At 58.3% G+C, this 19,249-nt stretch carries 19 protein-coding genes; 9 read left to right on the top strand and 10 right to left on the bottom strand.

Annotated elements, in window-relative coordinates; genetic code table 11:
• Positions 1 to 29: 29 nt before the first annotated feature.
• Both QUE89_RS04955 and QUE89_RS04950 read right to left on the bottom strand, forming a co-directional pair.
• Positions 30 to 851: an SDR family oxidoreductase gene (locus QUE89_RS04955; protein ID WP_286222108.1), complete on the bottom strand. Its 822-nt coding sequence runs from the start codon at positions 849 to 851 to the stop codon at positions 30 to 32.
• A 181-nt stretch (positions 852 to 1,032) separates the two neighbouring features.
• The gene (locus QUE89_RS04950; RefSeq protein WP_286222107.1) at positions 1,033 to 2,253 is read right to left on the bottom strand and encodes an acyl-CoA dehydrogenase family protein; all 1,221 of its coding nucleotides are present in this window, start codon (positions 2,251 to 2,253) and stop codon (positions 1,033 to 1,035) included.
• Positions 2,254 to 2,398: 145 nt separating this feature from the next.
• Between QUE89_RS04950 and QUE89_RS04945 the strand changes: the two genes are divergently transcribed.
• On the top strand, positions 2,399 to 3,292 hold the full coding sequence (locus QUE89_RS04945) for a LysR family transcriptional regulator (RefSeq protein WP_286222106.1): 894 nt from the start codon (positions 2,399 to 2,401) through the stop codon (positions 3,290 to 3,292).
• Between the two features lie 70 nt (positions 3,293 to 3,362).
• Here the strand turns inward: QUE89_RS04945 and QUE89_RS04940 are convergent, their stop codons facing one another.
• Genes QUE89_RS04940 through QUE89_RS04930 form a run of 3 tightly spaced genes read right to left on the bottom strand, consistent with a single transcriptional unit; the run spans position 3,363 to position 7,069 of the window.
• Positions 3,363 to 4,856, bottom strand: a complete 1,494-nt coding sequence (locus QUE89_RS04940; RefSeq protein ID WP_286222105.1) for a CoA-acylating methylmalonate-semialdehyde dehydrogenase — start codon at positions 4,854 to 4,856, stop codon at positions 3,363 to 3,365.
• Positions 4,857 to 4,880: 24 nt separating this feature from the next.
• Positions 4,881 to 6,164: a M24 family metallopeptidase gene (locus tag QUE89_RS04935; protein WP_286222104.1), complete on the bottom strand. Its 1,284-nt coding sequence runs from the start codon at positions 6,162 to 6,164 to the stop codon at positions 4,881 to 4,883.
• Positions 6,165 to 6,187: 23 nt separating this feature from the next.
• Positions 6,188 to 7,069: a HalD/BesD family halogenase gene (locus QUE89_RS04930; protein WP_286222103.1), complete on the bottom strand. Its 882-nt coding sequence runs from the start codon at positions 7,067 to 7,069 to the stop codon at positions 6,188 to 6,190.
• Between the two features lie 109 nt (positions 7,070 to 7,178).
• On the opposite strand from QUE89_RS04930, the gene QUE89_RS04925 reads away from it, so the two are divergent.
• From QUE89_RS04925 to QUE89_RS04900, 6 genes are all read left to right on the top strand, one after another.
• Positions 7,179 to 8,087 carry a LysR family transcriptional regulator gene (locus tag QUE89_RS04925; protein WP_286222102.1) on the top strand — a complete coding sequence of 303 codons (909 nt, stop codon included), beginning with the start codon at positions 7,179 to 7,181 and terminating at the stop codon, positions 8,085 to 8,087.
• A 256-nt stretch (positions 8,088 to 8,343) separates the two neighbouring features.
• Entirely contained in the window at positions 8,344 to 9,012 is a 669-nt protein-coding gene (locus tag QUE89_RS04920; protein ID WP_286222101.1) for an ABC transporter permease, read from the top strand.
• Between the two features lie 40 nt (positions 9,013 to 9,052).
• On the top strand, positions 9,053 to 10,210 hold the full coding sequence (locus QUE89_RS04915; protein WP_286222100.1) for an ABC transporter ATP-binding protein: 1,158 nt from the start codon (positions 9,053 to 9,055) through the stop codon (positions 10,208 to 10,210).
• 3 nt (positions 10,211 to 10,213) lie between these two features.
• Positions 10,214 to 10,945: an ABC transporter permease gene (locus QUE89_RS04910; protein WP_286222099.1), complete on the top strand. Its 732-nt coding sequence runs from the start codon at positions 10,214 to 10,216 to the stop codon at positions 10,943 to 10,945.
• A gap of 30 nt (positions 10,946 to 10,975) precedes the next feature.
• Positions 10,976 to 11,857: a glycine betaine ABC transporter substrate-binding protein gene (locus QUE89_RS04905; protein ID WP_286222098.1), complete on the top strand. Its 882-nt coding sequence runs from the start codon at positions 10,976 to 10,978 to the stop codon at positions 11,855 to 11,857.
• 117 nt (positions 11,858 to 11,974) lie between these two features.
• On the top strand, positions 11,975 to 12,820 hold the full coding sequence (locus QUE89_RS04900) for a nitrilase-related carbon-nitrogen hydrolase (RefSeq protein WP_286222097.1): 846 nt from the start codon (positions 11,975 to 11,977) through the stop codon (positions 12,818 to 12,820).
• Here the strand turns inward: QUE89_RS04900 and QUE89_RS04895 are convergent.
• Positions 12,817 to 13,173, bottom strand: coding sequence for a hypothetical protein (locus QUE89_RS04895; RefSeq protein ID WP_286222096.1), 357 nt, complete (start codon positions 13,171 to 13,173; stop codon positions 12,817 to 12,819). The two genes, QUE89_RS04900 and QUE89_RS04895, sit on opposite strands and share 4 nt — an antisense overlap.
• A 263-nt stretch (positions 13,174 to 13,436) precedes the next feature.
• Here QUE89_RS04895 and QUE89_RS04890 point away from each other — a divergent pair, with 263 nt between their 5' ends.
• The gene (locus QUE89_RS04890) at positions 13,437 to 14,591 is read left to right on the top strand and encodes an isocitrate/isopropylmalate dehydrogenase family protein (RefSeq protein WP_286222095.1); all 1,155 of its coding nucleotides are present in this window, start codon (positions 13,437 to 13,439) and stop codon (positions 14,589 to 14,591) included.
• Between the two features lie 79 nt (positions 14,592 to 14,670).
• Here QUE89_RS04890 and QUE89_RS04885 read toward each other — a convergent pair whose 3' ends face one another.
• From QUE89_RS04885 to QUE89_RS04875, 3 genes are all read right to left on the bottom strand, one after another.
• Entirely contained in the window at positions 14,671 to 15,243 is a 573-nt protein-coding gene (locus QUE89_RS04885) for a YceB family lipoprotein (RefSeq protein WP_286222094.1), read from the bottom strand.
• Positions 15,244 to 15,340: 97 nt separating this feature from the next.
• Positions 15,341 to 15,532 (bottom strand): CPXCG motif-containing cysteine-rich protein, encoded by a 192-nt coding sequence (locus QUE89_RS04880; RefSeq protein WP_286222093.1) that lies wholly within the window; start codon positions 15,530 to 15,532, stop codon positions 15,341 to 15,343.
• Between the two features lie 9 nt (positions 15,533 to 15,541).
• Complete coding sequence (locus QUE89_RS04875) at positions 15,542 to 16,768, bottom strand: pyridoxal phosphate-dependent aminotransferase (protein WP_286222092.1); 1,227 nt, start codon at positions 16,766 to 16,768, stop codon at positions 15,542 to 15,544.
• Between the two features lie 229 nt (positions 16,769 to 16,997).
• On the opposite strand from QUE89_RS04875, the gene QUE89_RS04870 reads away from it, so the two are divergent.
• Positions 16,998 to 17,981, top strand: a complete 984-nt coding sequence (locus tag QUE89_RS04870) for a D-2-hydroxyacid dehydrogenase (protein ID WP_286222091.1) — start codon at positions 16,998 to 17,000, stop codon at positions 17,979 to 17,981.
• Positions 17,982 to 17,998: 17 nt separating this feature from the next.
• Here the strand turns inward: QUE89_RS04870 and QUE89_RS04865 are convergent, their stop codons facing one another.
• On the bottom strand, positions 17,999 to 19,087 hold the full coding sequence (locus QUE89_RS04865) for a fatty acid desaturase family protein (RefSeq protein WP_286222090.1): 1,089 nt from the start codon (positions 19,085 to 19,087) through the stop codon (positions 17,999 to 18,001).
• Positions 19,088 to 19,249: the final 162 nt, after the last annotated feature.

The raw sequence follows: 19,249 nt of genomic DNA, 5'->3' as shown, positions 1-19,249 counted from the left end.
CAGGACTCTCCTCTCGTCTTTCCAATCGTTCAGGCTTTGGCCTTACCGCCCATCTTGTTCATCCAGCGCTTGCTTTCCTGGTGCATCAACCAGTCAAACGCCTTGGGCGCATGGCGCTTAACCATCCACATGCGGCGCTCCTTGGCGTGGGGCAGCACCCAGAAACTCTTGTCTTGTACCGACCGCACGATATCTTCAGCGACATTATCCGCGGTAATGTTCGAACGCTTCATCAGCTTGTTCACATTCTGCTGAACACCTGGCAGATCGGAACGCATGCTGCTGGCCAGATTGGTCTGGAAAAACGCCGGGCAGACACAGCTTACGTGGATACCGTCATCCCGCAGCTCCTGGCTCAGGGTTTCGGACAGAGCGATAACACCCGCCTTGGAGACATTGTAGCTATCCATCAGCGGTGCCAGCATCAGGCCAGCCATAGACGCGATGTTCACAAACGCACCCGAACCCTGCTTCTTGAACTGCGGCGTAAATGCCTTGCAGCCACGAACCACGCCCAGCACGTTGATATCCAGAATCCATTCCCAGTCCGCCATGGTGGTGTCTTCAATCGACCCGGCGGAAGCCACACCGGCGTTGTTCACCACCACATCGACACCGCCCCACTTGGCGGTCAGATCGTCACAGATCTTTTCCAGATCCGTCAGGCGCCGAACATCACATTCAACGTAGTAGCCTTCGCCCCCGGCGTTGTTGATCTCCTGCTCGACACTGGCGCCCTGCTCCGGATTAATATCACCGATGCAAACTTTGGCGCCCTCTTTGGCATAGCGCAGTGCAATTGCACGACCAAGGCCACTGGCGCCGCCTGTGATGAAGATTCTCTGAGTCATAATTATTTCCGTCACGTGTTTTTAAAAGCGAAACCGACTCCGAACCATGTCGGAGTCGGTGGCGCAGAGCCTCTGAAACTGTGCGAAGCCATGGATGGCGAAGCTCAAGCGCCACATGGATGTGCCGAAGGAGCGAGTTTCAGAGGCTCTGGGCCGCCGGCTCCCACTCCAAGTTTCGATTTTAAGCAGACCGGCTCTTATACTTAGCCAACTCAAGACGAGCCACCATAGCCCGATGAACCTCGTCCGGCCCATCCGCCAAGCGCAGAACCCGAGCGTAAGCAAACAACTGAGTCAGCGGGAAATCATCATCGCTAACACCAGCGCCACCATGAATCTGAATAGCCTGATCAACAATGGTTTGCAGCATCGCCGGAATCACCGCCTTGATCATCGAAACCTCCTGCAGCGCACCGGCAATACCCTTGGTATCCAGCGCCCAGGCGCATTTCAGAGTCAGCAGCCGCGCCTGCTCAATAGACATACGGGCGTTGGCGATGATGTCCGGATTACCACCCAGCTTGGCAATCGGCCTGCCAAACGCTTCACGGCTAGTGGCGCGTTTAATCAACAACTCCAGCGTACGCTCCGCGGCACCGATGGCACGCATGCAGTGATGCACCCGGCCTGGCCCCAAACGCCCCTGGGCAATCTCAAAACCGCGGCCCGGTCCGGCAATAAAGGCACTCTTGGGCAAGCGGACATTGTCGAACACCACCTCACCATGGCCATAAGGTTCATCATACTCGCCAAACACCGGAAGCATACGTTCAATGCGAACGCCCGGCGTATCCAGCGGCACCAGAACCATAGAGTGACGACGGTGCTTCTGGGCATCCGGATCGGTCATGCCCATGAAGATGGCGACCTTACAGTCCGGGTGACCGATACCAGTGCTCCACCATTTACGGCCATTGAGCACGACCTCATCACCCTCAACCACGGCGGTGGCTTCCATATTGGTGGCATCAGAAGAGGCCACACCCGGCTCGGTCATGCAGAACGCTGACCGGATCTCGCCGCTCATCAGACGCGGCAGCCATTCGGCTTTCTGCTCCTCGGACCCATAGTGGATCAACACTTCCATGTTGCCGGTATCCGGCGCGTTGCAGTTGAAGATCTCCGGAGCAATGAAGCTGCGGCCAGTTTCCTCGGCAATCAGGGCGTAGTCGGAGTTGAGCAGACCACAGCCATGCTTCTCGTCCGGGAAGAACATATTCCACAGACCCTGGGCCTTGGCCTTCTCCTTCAACTCCTTGATGATCGGGAGAACCACCCAACGGTTGTCCTGGGACGCCAGCTCCTTGTGGTACTGCGCCTCAATGGGAAAAATCTCGTCGGCCATAAACGCCTTCACGCGCTTGAGATAATCCTGGCCTCTCTCGGAAATATTGAAATCCATCGCCCTATCCTCGCTGAAATCCTGACGGCTGGTGCATTGAAATGAACACGATGAAGCCAGTCTAGGACCGCTCAAACTATTACGCGACTGAATTATTCTTATCCTTTATCATTACCCGTACTTATTCACAGACACGGATCTCGACATGGCACTGAATCGCCTCGACCTGAACCTGCTGCACGTCTTCGACACCATCTATCGCGAAGGAAGCCTCACCCGCGCAGCCCGGGCCCTGCACCTGACCCAGCCGGCGGTCAGCCACTCCCTGTCACGGCTTCGAGACCACTTTGATGACCCCCTGTTCACTCGGCAGGGAAACCAGATGGTGCCCACCCCACTGGCCCGCCGATTCCTCGAATCCATGCGGCCCGGCCTAAACCAGATACAGGGTGCGGTAAACCAGTTTCACGCCTTTGATCCCGCCAGCCAGCGCAAAACTTACTCGCTGGGGCTGCGGGATATTCTCGAATCCACCTTTCTGCCGCAGTTAATGAAACGACTGGAGCCCTACCCCGAGCTGGAGATTGTCAGTCAGCGGATTCCGCGGCGGGAAATGGAAACCCAACTGGCAGCCGGGAAGCTGGATTTTGCGGTGGATGTGCTTTTGCCGGTCAGCAACCAGACCTCGCACCAGCTGTTGCGGCGGGATCGATTGGTGCTGATTGCCCGTAGCGACCACCCTTTAACTAAGGGCAAGTTGACGATGGAGGAATATCTGAAGGCGAAGCACGTGCTGGTGTCGTCGAGAACGGAAGGACCCGGCATTGAGGATTTCGAGCTTTCACGCCTGGGGGTGCAGCGGGATATCCGATTGCGCTGCCAACATTATTTCGCGGCCTGCCGGGTGGTTGAGGAAACCGACCTGCTTTTGACCATGCCCGAAACCTACGCCCGGATTATCGCCGAGCGGGCCAGCCTGACCCTGATGGATCCGCCGGCGGAGTTGCCGTCTATTGATGTGCACCTTTACTGGCACCGGGCCTATGAAAAGGAACCGGCCCTGATCTGGTTCCGGGAGCAGCTGCGAGAAATCGCCTGAGCTGCCGGAGCAACCCCGGTCACGGGCGCGCTTGCACCAGTGACCGGGCGCTGTGAAGCGAAGCGTCTGCTTAGCTTCCTGACGGGAAGGCCATCTGTGAGCCCTCTTGGCTGCCAGATTCCGGCCAGCGATAGGAAATCGCCTTACGGCGGGTGTAAAAACGCACCGCGTCCGGACCATAGGCGTGCAGATCCCCGAACAGCGAGTCCTTCCAGCCGCCGAAGCTGTGGAACGCGACCGGAACCGGCAAGGGTACGTTGACGCCAACCATGCCGACTTCGATACGGTCGGTAAACCGACGCGCGGCTTCACCACCGGAGGTAAACACGCAGGTGCCGTTGCCATATTGGTGGCGGTTAATCAGGGCGATGGCCTCGTCCAGGTTTTTAACCCGAACCACACACAGCACCGGACCGAAGATCTCATCGCGGTAGATCGACATGTCTTCGGTTACCCGGTCAAACAGCGTAGGCCCAACGTAATAGCCGGCAGACTCTTGCACCAGCGGATGCTTTCGCCCGTCCAGCAACAGCTCAGCGCCGGCCTGCTCACCCAGATCAATGTACCCGGCCACTTTGTCCCGGTGACTGGCGTTCACCAGGGCACCCATATCGTGCCCGAGTTCTGTACCCGGCCCAACGCGCAGGTTTGATGCCTTCTCGGCCACCTTTTGCACCAGGGTATCCGCGGTATCGTCGCCAACACAGACGGCCACAGAGATTGCCATGCAGCGCTCACCGGCACTGCCAAAGGCCGCGCCTATCAGGGTGTTGGCGGCATTTTCCAGGTCGGCGTCGGGCATCACAACCGCGTGGTTCTTGGCGCCACCAAGCGCCTGTACCCGCTTGCCGTGATTGGCGCCGCCCTCGTAGATCTTGCGCGCCACGGGGGTAGAGCCGACGAAGCTGAGAGCGCGAACGGCCGGATCCTCGATCAATGCCTCAACCGCTTCCGGGTCACCGTGCAGTACGTTAAATACGCCTTTTGGCAAGCCGGCCTCTTCCAGCAAGTCCGCCATTTTTACAGCCGCCGAAGGGGTCTGCTCTGAAGGCTTCAGAATGAACGCGTTACCGCAGGCAATCGCCATCGGAAACATCCACAAAGGAACCATGGCTGGGAAGTTAAACGGGGTAATACCCGCAACCACGCCCAACGGCTGGTGGTTTGAAAAGGTATCGATGCCGGGACCGGCGTTGTGGGAGTATTCCCCTTTCAACAGCTCAGGCACACCACAGGCGTATTCCACATTTTCGATACCACGCTTGAGCTCGCCCATGGCGTCCTCAAGGGTCTTGCCGTGCTCCTCACTGAGCAGCGCGACGATCGCATCGGCGTCGCGTTCCAGCAACATCTTAAAACGGAACATCACCTGGGCACGCTTGGCCGCCGGGGTATCGCGCCAGGCTGGCAGCGCGTCCTGCGCCGCCGCGATAGTGCGCTGCACCTGGGCACGGTCCGCCAGGCCGACCTGTCGGACAGCCTCGGCGGTGGCGGGGTTTTCAACGTCAATTGTGCGCGGGCCGGCGACTTTCTCGCCGGCGATACGGTGTTCAACCAGTGTCATAATGTCTTGATCCTTAGTTGATCTTTAGCTGGACTGGCCAAGCAGGCCTGCATCGAATGGATAGCGGGAGAGCTTCTCGACCCCGGTCTCGGTGATCACCACTTCTTCCTCGAGCTTGACGCCGTCAGCGGCGCCCTCTTCCCCGATGTAGCTCTCGACCGATACCACCATTCCCGGCTCCAGTACGCCGTCTTTGGAAAAGCGATCGAAGTCCATGTGATGGGCGACCAGCGGCGTTTCACCGTGCATGCCAACCCCGTGGATGATCGAGGGGTAACGACGGTTCAGGAAACGCTCGGGGATTTTCCAGGCCTTCTCGGCAATTTCCCGGTACTCGATGCCCGGCCCCAACAGACTCATGTTGTGATGAACCTGCTCATACGCCATCTGGTAAAGGCTTTGCTGGTATGGCGTCGGCTTGCCCGGCCCTACGTGGAAGGTACGGGAGAAGTCCGAGTAGTAGCCGTGCACGCCGATGGTGTCGGTATCCAGCGCCACCAGTTCGCCCGGGCGCAGCACCCGGTCACTGGCTTCGTTGAACCAGGGGTTGGTGCGGGGGCCAGACGACAGCAGGCGGGTTTCAATAAACTCACCGCCCTGACGGATCACCTCACCATAAAGCTCGGCGAACAATTCGTTCTCGGTGATCCCTGGGCGGATAGCCTGCTCAACACGTGCGACTGCCGCTTCACTACCCGCCATCGACTGCGCCAGACAGGCGATTTCTTCGGGGGTCTTGATCCGGCGGCAATGCAGGATGTCCTGCATGCAGTCGAATACTTCCAGGTCTTGGGCTTCCAGAGAGCGGGCAAGGTTCAATGCACACCGGTCCAGACCGACTTTCTTGTTACCGCGACCGTGCTCCGCCACCAGTTCGGCAATTTCCACACCGAACGGATCGCTGGACATGCCATCACGCTGGTTCACCGCGGACCACACCACCTGCGAGGTGCGTGACTCGTCGATGGTCTCAAGCCAGGTGGAAACGTGGGCACTGCCCGGGTATTCAAACAGAATCACAGGGCCTTCAAGAGGCACATAGATGTAGCGGGAAGAGTTGCGCAGGAAGTACCCGAACATGTTGCGCGAGCCAGTGGCATAACGCTGGTTGTACGGGTCGAACAGCACGACCGCGGCATAGCCCTGTTCGCGCATCATGTTGCGCAGGCGTTCCAGACGGCCAGCCCGGAGCTGCTTGGGATCGAATGCCGTCGGAATGCTGTCGCCGTTAGCCATCGGTGCCGAGGGAACCACCGGTATGGTGTTCGGCTCATTGTCGGTAAGCGGCTGGGTTTCTACCAGGCTCATAAAATTCCTCCTATCAGGATGGCTTAGTCGGCCAGGTTGTCGTTGCGCTCAAGCCCGTGCTTGAGAATCTCTTCGTGGATCGGCGCCATACGGCCAAAGATCCGCTGGGCCCGCTCGGGGCGACCGATAAAACCCGGCTCCTTGGCGTAAGCGAAGATCACGGTGTGACGTTCGCGCGGTCCTTCAACCGGCTTGACCCGGTGCAGGGAGTAGCGACCGAAAAAGATCTGCAGGTCGCCCGGTGTCAACTCCAGGGATTTCACCGACTCGTGGTTGCCGTCCAGTACTTCCTGAACCCCTTCAAAGTTCTCACCGGCTTCGCTGCGAATGCCCGGCACGTACTGGAACTGGCCGCCGCCCTCGGACTTGCGAGTCATCAGGGTGACGATGAATTCGTTGGTGTCGTAATGCCATGGATGCTGACAACCATCGCGCAGGACGTTGACCACCAGATCGGCGAGCGGGTCGGCGTAAGGGTGGATTGACTCCATCCCCACCACGCGGGCAATGAACGATTGGAACGCCGGGTTCTGATAGACCTGCCGGATGATGGTGTCCTGACCGATGCGGTCACCGGCGACAAAACCGTTGGTACGGTCATCAAACCGGTTCATGGGATGGCTGTCGGGCAGACTGTCATCGCCAGCATTGTTGTAGGGGTTGGTTTCGGTCTGGTTGTAGTGCGCTTCCGGCGACAGACGCTCGGTTTCCGGCTCCAGACGCGCCAGCGCTTCGTCCCGGATAAAACCATCGAGAACGACACAGCCGTCGTCATCAAGCTGTGCACGGCACCGTTCAATCAGGGCTTCCCCCGTGGTCGAATCGATCTGATCGATCGGATAGCGCTCCAGATTAACGACTCCTCCGAGCGCCTCGCGGATAGCTTCGGCATCCTGGGTATGCATGGTCACCTCTCCTGTTGGTGGCGTTGAGCGAATGGCCATATCCTAGAGAGCTTGTTACCATGAGTTAAATAAATAGTTGCCATGCATTCGATTTCAGATTCTCATACATATGGATACTCAGCTTCTTCGCACCTTTGTCACCGTGGCCGAAGCCCAGGGCTTTAGTGCCGCGGCCAAGCTACTTCACCGCACCCAGTCGGCGGTCAGTCTTCAGGTCAAACGACTGGAAGATCAGATGGGCGACGCCCTGCTTGAGCGCACTCGCAGGACGGTGACCCTGACTAACGCGGGGCGACGGTTGCTGCCTTACGCGCGCCATATCCTCAAGCTGGAAGACGAAGCAAAACAGGAGATGGGCGCCGACCATCAGGGCGAGCTGATCCGGCTCGGAATTTCCGAGGAACAGGCGACCACGTATTTACCGCAATTGCTGAAACGGTTCTGTACTCGGTATCCGCAGGTGCGCCTGGAGATCACCTGTGGCGTCAGCTCACGGATGGTGGATTCGTTTCAGGAAGGGCTGCTGGATGTGGTGCTCGCCATTCGCCACACGCCAACACAGACCGGCCAATTGATCGGCGTGGAATCCCTGGTGTGGGCCGCCGGCAAAGGCGTGAGCATAGCCGGCTGGAATCCCCTGCCCCTAGCGCTGAACCCCGAAGGCTGCGTGTACCGGGCCCACGCTGTTGCTGCACTGGGTCTCGCGGGCTTGCGCTGGAATGTCCGCTTCACCAGCTACTCGCCAACGGGTCTGAATCTGCCTGTTCAATCCGGCCTGGCACTCACCATCAAGACGCCGCGCAGCCTCCCGGAAGGCTGCCGAATAGTGGAGGAGCACGAGGGCTTGCCGCCGCTGGGTCAGGTTGAAATCGAGTTGCACCGCTCACCCAGTTACTCCAGTGAAGCCTACGAGGCATTTTGCGCCGACCTGGAAGACGTGGTTACCGGCGCAGAATCCTTCGCGTCACTGGAGGATTTGGCGGAAAAGTACGAGGAGGAAGCTTCACCATCACCATAACGAAAGCCAATAAGAAATTCAGACCGAATTTATTGGCACCCGAAATATAATCGCAACACATTGTTTTAAATGAACTTGCGATAAAACAAACCAGAAACCCTCATCAGAACTATTTCATTTATTAATAGTTAAACCCACTAAATCCTGCTCGAAATTTGCTAAGTTCCTACGCCTGAGTTTGCACTCACCGCTTTTTTCGCCCATCAGCCGATGGCCTTTCGTTTCTGACTAGAGCTTGATTGAGGAGCCCCGTGTCGTGGAGTTAGCCCAATACGCCCTGGACAATCTGGACATACTGACCACTCGCACCCTGGAGCACATAGCACTGGTAGGGGTCGCTGTCGGTCTCGCGACGCTCACCGGCGTACCTATCGGGATCGCGATCACCAAGAACGAACGGATGGCCCGGATCGTCCTGTATGTTGCGTCCATTATTGTCACCATCCCGTCGATCGCACTGTTCGGCCTGATGATTCCGGTACTGTCGTTAATTGGCCAGGGCATCGGCTACTTTCCGGCCGTGATCGCCGTGCTGCTGTATTCCCAACTGCCCATCATCCGCAACACCTACACGGCCATTAACAATGTTGATCCGGCATTGCGAGAAGCCGCGAGGGGCATTGGCATGAGCGGAAACCAGCGGCTCCGGCTGGTCGAAATACCTCTCGCGGTGCCTGTCATCATGGCCGGCGTCCGCACCGCCGTGGTGCTGAACATTGGGGTAATGGCTATTGCCGCCTACATCGGAGCGGGCGGACTGGGCACCTTCATCAGCCGTGGCATTTCCCAGTCTGACCCTCGCCAGCTCATTATCGGCGCCATTGCCGTGAGCCTGCTTGCCATCATCGTCGACTACGGGCTGCTGATCGCTCAGCGGCGACTGACACCCAAAGGCATGGATCTGGACGCGGCCAACACCCCGTGATTCTTCATTTAACCTATTCAATGACTGCAAGGGCTGATTCATGATCGAACTGGATAAGCTTACGAAAATCTTCGATACGCCCAAAGGGGCGGTTACCGCCGCCGACAACATCAGCATGTCGGTACCCGAAGGCGAAATCTGCGTGCTTCTGGGTCCGTCCGGTTGCGGCAAGACCACAACCCTGAAGATGATCAACCGCATTGTTCAGCCGACATCCGGCAAGGTGATCATCAATGGCGAAGACACCACCCAGCTCAACACTCAGGACCTGCGGCGGAATATTGGCTACGTCATCCAGCAGATTGGCCTGTTTCCTAACATGACGATCGAGGAAAACATCACCGTCGTGCCCAAGCTGCTGGGATGGGACAAAGCCGCGTTCAAAAAGCGCGCCCGCGAAATGATGGACATGGTCTCCCTCGACGCAGACGCCTTCCTGAAGCGTTATCCAAGCGAACTTTCCGGAGGTCAACAGCAGCGCATTGGTGTCGCCCGTGCCCTGGCGGCCGATCCCCCCGTGATGCTGATGGACGAGCCTTTCGGCGCGATCGACCCGATCAACCGCGCCAGCATCCAGGAGGAATTCCTGAAGATGCAGGCCGAACTGAAGAAGACCATTCTCTTCGTCAGCCATGACATTGATGAAGCCATCAAGATGGCCGACCGCATCGCAATCTTCCGCGAGGGCAAGCTGGTTCAGCACTCTGCGCCGGATGAGCTGCTCGCGGCGCCGAAAAACTCGTTCGTCGAATCGTTCCTGGGTGAAGATCGCGCCCTGAAACGTCTCAACCTGGTGAAAGTCAAAGAGCTGGCGAGTGACAACATAGGCGTTGTTCGCCCGGATGACACCCTGCAGACAGCCCAGCAGAAGATCGACGATTACGGTTATCAGAACTGCATTGTCATGGTGAATGCCGAAGGCCAGCCGGTGGGGCAGGTTCGTCGCTCCGTCGCCCAGACCACCAAAGGCTACTGCCGGGATCACTTCGAAAGCCTGTCCACGGTGGTCGGCCTGGACGATGACCTGAGGAAGGTCGCTTCCCTGATGTTTGCCCATGACATGACCTGGGTTGCCTGCGTCGATGACAGCGGCAGCCTTCGTGGGCAGATCACACAACGCGCGATCACCCATCATCTGGGAGCCCGATACCGTGCGGCTACCCATTCGACACCTCTTGAAGCGAGTCACAAGGAGTAATTCATGGCGAACCTGAAACTGGTCACCATGAGTCGCTGGCTGATTCTGCTGGGCGTGTTTGCGCTTGGGGTCTGGAGTCAGTCGAGTGGGCTGGTCGACGACTTCCTGTTTTATTGGCCTGACATCCGCTACCTGACGGGACAGCATGTATGGCTGACTGCAGTGTCTGGCGGCCTGGCCATTCTCGTAGCGATTCCCCTGGGCATTCTCTTGTCCAGGCCCGCGATGTCCAACTACGCCGAGCCCCTCATGCAAGTGCTGAACGTGGGCACGACCATCCCAACGCTGGCGGTGCTCGCACTGTCCATGAGCCTGCTCGGAATTGGTACGCTGCCGGCGGTGTTCGGGCTGTTCGTCGCGACCCTGCTGCCAATCACCCGCAACACCTATGCGGGTCTCAAGGGCGTGTCTCCGGCCCTGCTGGAGGCTGCCTCGGGGTTGGGCATGTCGGCATTCCAAAGACTCATCCGGGTGGAGCTGCCGAATGCGCTGTACGTCATTTTTGCAGGCATGCGCACCGCCCTGACCATCAACGTCGGTACCGTCCCCCTCGCCTTCCTGATTGGCGCCGGCGGACTGGGCGAACTGATATTCACCGGTATCGACCTGTACGACCCACTGATGATGCTGGCAGGCGCCATACCAACCGCAGTACTTGCGGTGGTTGTTGACGCATTTATCGCCTCGCTGGCATTCGTCGTTGTCCCACGTGAGGTTAACCCCTCACGCGGCTGATCCTCAGTCATTTAACGAAGGAGAAGATTTATGAACAAGATTCGCACTTTGCTAACGGGCCTGTTGGCCCTTGCCGTCAGCACCACGGTTCAAGCCGAATCCATCGTGGTCGGTGGCAAGAACTTCACCGAGCAGCAGATTCTGGCGAGCATGACCGCTCAATATCTCGAAGCCCTCGAGTACGATGTGGAAAAGAAATCCGGCATGGGCTCTGCGGTCCTGCGCCAGGCACAGGAGAACGGCCAGATTGATCTCTACTGGGAATACACTGGCACCTCGCTGATCAACTACAACGACATCACCGAGGAGCTCGGCCCAGAAGCTACCTACAAGCGCGTCAAAGAATTGGATAAAGAGAAAGGACTGGTGTGGCTTGAGCCATCGAACGCCAACAACACCTATGCCTTTGCCATGCGTGCCAAGGACGCAAAAGAGCGCGGCATTGAGACGCTTTCAGACCTGGCCCAAGCCGTAAATGACGGCAAAGAACTCAGCTTCGCCAGCAACGCCGAGTTCTACGCCCGTGAAGACGGCCTTCGCCCGCTGCAGCAAGCCTATGACTTCCGGTTTGGCCGCGAGAACATCAAGCGGATGGATTCAGGGCTGGTCTATAACGCCCTGCGCGACGGCCAGGTTGAAGTCGGTCTGGTATTTGCCACCGACGGCCGCATCAAGGCCTTCGATTTTGTCGTACTGGAAGACAACAAGCAGTATTTCCCGGCCTACGCCCTGACACCGGTTGTGCGTGAGGAAACTCTGGAGAAGCATGAGAAGCTGGACGAACAGATGAATGCCCTTTCCAGCCTGCTGGATGACCAAACCATGGCCACTCTGAACGCCCGGGTAGACGTTGACCGTCAGACCATTGAAAAGGTCGCCAGGAACTTCCTGAAAGAACACAACTTGATCTAAAGCCGAAACCGTTGCGGGGGCAAATCGCTGCCCCCGCAATTTGATCCAGCCATTTCCCCGATGGCAGAATCCCCCACCTGATTTTCCTATCCATTACTTTCCTGTCCGGGAGCTCTCATGCGTCCAACAGATCAGCTACGTGTCGGCGCGGCCCAAATTAATTGTGAACTCGGCGCGGTGGCCAGCAATCTCGAAACCCATCGCAAGATGATCGCTGAGGCACAAGAGCGGGCGCTGGATCTGCTGGTATTCCCGGAACTGTCGCTGACGGGCTACGCCCTGGGCCGAGGGGTTCCTGATGTTGCCATGCCGGCAGACGACGAAACCCTGCAAGAGCTGGCACAACTCTCGGGGCGCTTGCAGGTGGTGGTTGGCTTTGTTGAGGAAGCCAGTCCGGGGGAATATTACAACGCCCTTGCGATCCTGCAGGGCGGTCGGGTGATCGCCATTCACCGCAAACTGAATCTGCCCACCTACGGTGGCCTGGAGGAAGGCAAGTGGTTCACACCCGGCCAATCCCTGACCCAGCGTGACGTCAGCCCGGGCTGGCCGGCTCACTACCTGATTTGCGCTGACCTCTGGAACCCGGGGCTAGTGCACAGTGGCTTGATGAACCGCCCCGCGGTGCTGTGCGCTCCCATCAATTCGGCATCTGGCATCGTCAGCAAGTCGTTCTCGAACGAGAACAATTGGCTGGTCAATCTGCAGTTTTATGCGATGACCTACGGCACCCCCGTGGTCATGGCTAACCGCTACGGCCATGAGGGCGACGGATGGTTCTGGGGCGGATCCAGCATCCTGGGGCCACGCGGAGAAACGCTGGCAAAAGCCGAAGACAAACAAACTCTGATTGTCGCCGAGCTGTCGCGCCAGGAGATTGCCAGGGCCCGTTTCGACCTCCCCACCCACCGGGACGCCGAACAGCTGACTTATCGCACCGGGACTAATGGACCGGCGCTCTAATAGGCGCCCACGGCCATCAGAAAGCCGAAAAAGCCCAACCCGGTTATGGTCATCGCCGCCACCACAATGCCAAACCCCCACCAGATAGCGGCGCCATCAGAGATGTTGACGTCGTGGCCGCGTAGCGTCCGATAGAACGCCCAAGGCCCCAGTACGAAGGCACCAACGACCGCAAAAATCAGCCCCACGCTGATACCAGCAAAAGTCCACGTGGCCAACACCGTGGCACGATCTGAAACCTGATCGGTCACTCCGTGGCGCTCAAGAAATTTCTTGCAGAAGAACCACAGCAGAGCAAAAAGCGCCACCACGAAAACGAGGCCACCGATAAACGTAATAATGCGATACAGCAAAGAAGCACCCTGTCCTGTTAATGCCGCGCTCAGTTCGGATGAGGACCATCCAATAAGACCACGGCCTGGTTCACGAAACCTGCCCAAACGTGCGAAGGTGGGTTTGTTTTAGCAAAAACGTGCCGGCAAAGCCACCAGCGCTTGCAGAGCCCGGACGATCTAGCGTCCGAACTTTCCCAGCCATCCGGTGGCATCCCGCTCTTGGACGTCTAAACTGGGAGACTGGTGCACATACGAGCCGATTAAAAAAAGGAGTCGCCTGAATGGCTGAAACAACCCGCATCGCAGTCACCCCCGGTGATGGCATTGGTCCGGAAGTAGTGGGTGAAGCCGTCCGTTGCCTGGAAACTCTGCGCGCAAAACACGGCCTGGCGGTAGAGTGGACCCGGTTCCCCTGGCCGTCCCATGCCTGGCACGAGGAACACGGCGAATCCATGCCTGAAGACGCCCTCGCACAACTCCAGGCTTACGACGCGATTTTGCTGGGAGCGCTGGGCGACCCGGGCCCGATCGACGATGCAGAGCGCTATCTGCTCTCTGACAGCGTCTCGCTGGCGCCCCTACTGGAGATGCGCAAGGGCTTTGACCAGTGGGTCTGTGAACGCCCTGCCCGGCTCCTGCCAGGCGCCCGTCAATACCTGGCCGACGAGCGAGCCAAAGACATCGACATGCTGGTGATTCGCGAGAACTCCGAAGGCGAGTACGTCAGCCAGGGCGGCCGGCTGCGTAAAGGCACCGAGGATGAAGTCGCTACCCAGATGGAAGTGTTCACCCGCAAAGCCACTAACCGGATTATCCGCTATGGCTTCGAGCAGGCCAGGAACCGGGCTGCTGAGCGAGTGAAAGAGGGCCGGACACGAACCTTTCGCACACTCGATGGCCGCACCTGTGAAAGTCAGGTATGCCTGGTCACCAAGCGCAATGCGCTTCGGCACTGGGGCGACATGTATACCGAGGCGTTCGAGGCGATCAGTGAAGAGTATCCCGATGTGGCCGTCCACCACGAGCTGGTGGATGCCGCCTGCATGAAGTTCGTGCAAAGCCCCTGGGCGTTTGATGTGGTGGTTGCCAGTAACCTTCAAGGTGACATCCTGACCGACCTCGCCGCGGTATTATCCGGCGGCATGGGGGTGGCACCGTCGTGCAACCTGAATCCGACCGATCCGAACATGCCCTCCATGTTCGAACCGACCCACGGCAGTGCGCCGGACATTGCCAGCCAGGGACTTGCTGACCCAACCGCCATGCTGTTCACCACGGCGCGTATGCTGGAATGGCTGGGCCGGAAAGACCCGACCCTGGCGGCGGCCGGAAAGGAATTGTTCGATGCAGTGGCTGCTGACCTGGCCGAGAACGCTGGCAGCCAACGTGGCACCCATGAGATCGGTGTTGCTATTTGCAATCGCCTGACCGGCTGATTCCGCCAACGGCGGCGCATCTGCACAGCGCTGCCGTTGTCCTCTCCTCGAAAACTTCCGTCTATCCGATAGCTCTCTTCTACTTATCCGCCATCACGAATTCAAGTCGCCCCGGGGCAACCCGCACATCCACCGGCATGGCGCCGAACATTCGCTGAGCAAAGTTGGTCTCATCCAGACGATACACCGGCATGGTCTCCAGCATCTGGGCCACCGCCCGCATAACATTATCCGTTACTGGTTTCAGGTCACCCCGAAAAAACGGAGACTCAACACTGCTATCCAGCAACCGCAGTCGCCGAATGAAAATGGCCTTCTCGGTGCTGTCATAAACCGGTGCGCCCTCTACTTTCAATGAGATATCAACCGGCAGACGGGCCAGCATGGCATTGACCGCCACCTGCCCTTTGACGTCGATCACCGCTACGTCGCGGCCATCAGGGCCCAAGGTAATGTCGGCGTCACTCAGGCTCAGGCTCAGCGGCGACCCGCTCTTGAGTTGCTGGCGATCAAAATCGCTCACCACATCCTGAAGGTGGCGCTCCAGCTCGCCCTCGGATATTGAATACGGCGACAGGCTGGCACAGCCACTGGTCAAGGTTAGCGTAAGAAGAATCAGGGCCCAAAGGCCAGACTTGGAAAAAGTGTGCATGCGATCGCCTCCATGAGTTGCCCATCTATCCTGAGCCAAGGCGCCAACGGTGGGCAAGACGGAAAGATTAAGGATCGGTCAGAATTGCCCTGCGCTGCTATTCGTTCTCGGCGCGGGCTTCAACATGGGGCGTCAAATCTTCATCAAACAACACGCGTATGAGAATGGGCTGGCAGCAAACCTGGCAGTCTTCCACATACTCCTGCTCCTGCACTGACGGGTCGACGCTAACATCCAGCGTCTCCCAGCAGTAGGGGCATTGTATGAGGACAGACTCCAGGGCCGACATCACAACTCCTCAGAACTGTTGCTTCGCCATCCAAGGGATGACGCGATCAAAGGCTTCTTCCAGTTTCTCACAGGTCGTCGAGAAACTGATCCGCACGGCGTTGGTTGACTCCTCACCAAAGGCATCCCCCGGCACCATACACACGCCGGTTTCCTTCAACATCCGCAGCGCCAGGTCAGAACCATCCACATGGGGCGGCAGGCCCGGGAACGCGAAGAAGGCACCGCCTGGCTTGTAGCCGGTCATGTAGGGCGTCTGATCAATCAGCTCCACCACCTTGTCACGGCGTTCCTTGTAGATGCTGACCATGTCCTGCACGCACTGCTGATCACCGGTGAGCGCCGCCACACCGGCAAACTGGGACGGCGTATTGGCCACCGAAGTGGTGAACATGTGGTACCGGCGCAGGGATTTGATCGCCGCCTGACTCGCGATCACCCAGCCAACCCGCAACCCAGCCATACTGTAGGTCTTGGAAAAACTGCTGATGCACATGATGTTGTCCAGGTCCATGGAGCAGTTCAGGACGCTGGCGAAATCGTCGTCATCGAAGATCAGGTGATCATAGACTTCGTCGGCGTAGACCTGGATTCCCCGGTACGCGCACTCCTCCAGGATGGTCTCCACCGTGCTGCGCGGATACACCGCTCCGGTCGGGTTATTGGGGTTATTCAGGATCAGCGCAAAAGTACGCGGCCCCATGGCGCGGATGACTTCGTCCGGATCAAGCTGGTGATCGTTTTCGGCGTGGGTAGGTACAAACTTGACCTCACCACCGTTCATCCGGATCAGAGGTGCGTAGAGCAGGAATGACGGATCGGTCACAATGAACTGACGGCCCGGTGCCGACGTTGCCGAGATGGCCAGGTACATAGCCTCGGTGGCGCCACTGGTGATCAGGATGTTGTCGCGGGTCAGCTTCCGGTTATAACGCTTGCCGTAGTAATCCCTGAGAGCTACCAACAGCTCCGGCAACCCGGCATCCATGGTGTACCCGGTTTGCCCGGCGTTCAGCGCCTCAACGTAGGCATCAATAATATGCTTTGGCGTCGGCAAATCAGGCTGACCGATCGAAAGATGAATAACATCTTTCATCGAGGCCGCCATATTTACCATGCGGCGGATGCCCGGCACAGGAATCGCCTGCATGGCAGGGTTCCAGCTGGCCTTGTTCTTCCGGTACTTCACTTTACGTGGTCTGGACTGGCCAGTCTCGTAGTTGGCAGAGTCTGCCATAAAACACCTCCTGCGAGCGGGGCAAAAATAACCTACCCCTGCAGGTTAGCCAGTAAGAACAGGCCACACAAGACATAAACGCAGAAAGATTCCAACGGTAAAATTGCCCTACTCACAGTCACAAGAAGCCGACTTTCGCAGTCGCAAGTTGACCGTACCGCAGCGGGATACCAGACTGTCGTGAGACCCGGCTTCGGGGTCGCACATTAGCTCACAAGGCGGAGGTTCAATGACACAGCCAAGCACACCCGTGGTAACCGTTCTCACTGCCCCCGGCGAGCCGGAGCCACCGGGCATGGACGCACTCAGAGCGCGTGCGGAGGTGCGATTCGCCTGCGACGAGCAGACACTGAGAGACACCTTGCCAGGCACCGACGTGATGATGGTCACCGACTTCCGCACCGAGGCCCTGGAAGCGGCCTGGGAGTCAGCCGACAAACTGCAGTGGATTCACGCCACCAGCGCCGGGGTTGATGCGCTGATGTTTCCTGCCCTGATACACAGCGACGTGGTGGTCACCAACGCCCGGGGCATTTTCGACCGCACCATTGCCGAGTACGTGCTCTGCACCATCCTGATGTTCGCCAAGGATTTTCCGGGCTCCATCCGCTTGCAGATGAAGCATCAGTGGAAACACCGGGATACCGAACGCGCCGAAGGCAAACAGGTACTGGTGGTGGGCGCCGGCTCCATCGGCCGGCAGATCGGCCGTCTGGTCAGTGCCGCCGGACTGAATGCTCACGGAATTGCCCGGACACCCCGCCACGATGATCCGGATTTTGTTGCCGTGCACGGCAACGACGAACTGTTCGAACAGCTGGGGCACGCCGACTACGTCGTAATAGCCGCACCGCTAACGCCGCAGACCGAAGGCCTGTTCGATGAGAAAGCGTTCAAGGCCATGAAATCGTCGGCCCGGCTGATCAACATCGGCCGCGGCCCCATCGTCAAAACCGACGATCTGATTGCCGCGCTGCGGGATGGCGAGATTGCCGGGGCAGGCCTGGACGTATTTGAAGAAGAACCCCTGCCGGAAAATCACCCTCTTTGGGACATGGAGAACGTCACCATGACGGCTCACATGGCCGGTGACTTTATCGGCTGGAAGCGGGCGCTCACCGATCAATTCCTGGAGAACTTCGACCACTGGCACGCCAGCGGTGAGCTGTTCAATCTGGTCGATAAAGAGCTGGGGTACGCCGGCAGCAAATAACCTGCCGGCGGATGCCGTCAGCCGCGGTTGCTGGCGGCATACTGCTTCTGCAGAGGCAGCAGATCCACCACTCGCTCCGGGCGGTTCGGATCAACCAGTTCAGTGGACGACTTGTAGACCCGAGGCGTGGTGTATAACAGCTTCAGTGCCGTGCCGTGCGGCATCGCCACATAGCGGTCACCATGGTGCTGCTCGAGCCACGCCCGAACCCGGGGCGCCTTGTTGGAGGACATCTTCGGGAAGAAATGGTGCTCCACATGGTGACTGAAACGGAAGTGCAGCCGGTCAAGAACCGGATGACTGCGCAGGCTCATGGAATTGTCCAACGGGTTATTGGTGGCGGTCTGTGGCCGCAGGAAATGGTTGGTCAGGATATACCCCTGCCCCAGTGCGTTCGCCACCATGAATGGAATCAGCACCGTGAACACCGCCAGCGGACCCGACACCACGGCCAACACTGCCCAGGCAGCCACACAGACCACCGATTGGCGGATCGCGCGGGCCCGATCAAAGCCTTTGAACTGCTTTCGCTTGCGAGCCTGGAACCAGAGCACCAGCTGGGCGTGAAATGTGAATGAATACGTCAGGAACAAATAGCTGTACCAGGTGCCAGACCCCGGAGCGAGCTTGGTGAATTTCTTTTGCTTGGGATCGGCGCGGTAGCGGCGCAGCGTGCCAAAGCTGTCCGGATCGGTATCGCCGGCGTTGGTGTTGCCGTGGTGAATCACGTTATGCCACTTGCGCCAGAACTCCGGCGGTACCACAAAGGGCCCAAACCCGAGCCAGCCCAGGAAGTTCTGCCAACGCCGGCTCATCCCCAAAGCTCCGTGCAAGACCTCGTGGGCCAGCAAGGCCTGGCACCCAATGCTGTGACCAACCGCCAACCCCAGCATCAGATTGGCATACCAGGGCAAACCCGCCAGCAGAATCGTCGCGATCCCACCCCAAATCATCAACTGCAGCGGCACAAACCAAATCACCCGCCAGGTTTGCGTCTTGAAGGTATCGGCCGGCAGATCTTTCTTCATTCGGTCTCTGAGCTCACGCTCATCGGGCTTCCCATACACGGCTTGGCCCATGGCCTCGGGCTTTACGGCTGCGTTCATTCGTCACCTATACTCTTTCAAGAAGTCAGACTGGTGTACTCAAATCTTATATTGAGGGTACACCTGTGCGCTGAATTTACCGAAAGAAAATACTGATAACAATGCCTATCTATCAATTTCAATGTAAAACAGATAGAAATGCGTACACGTGTACTGATTAAA

The organism is Marinobacter sp. LA51, assembly GCF_030297175.1.
Classification (GTDB): domain Bacteria; phylum Pseudomonadota; class Gammaproteobacteria; order Pseudomonadales; family Oleiphilaceae; genus Marinobacter; species Marinobacter apostichopi.
This window is presented reverse-complemented; position numbering and strand designations above follow the sequence as displayed.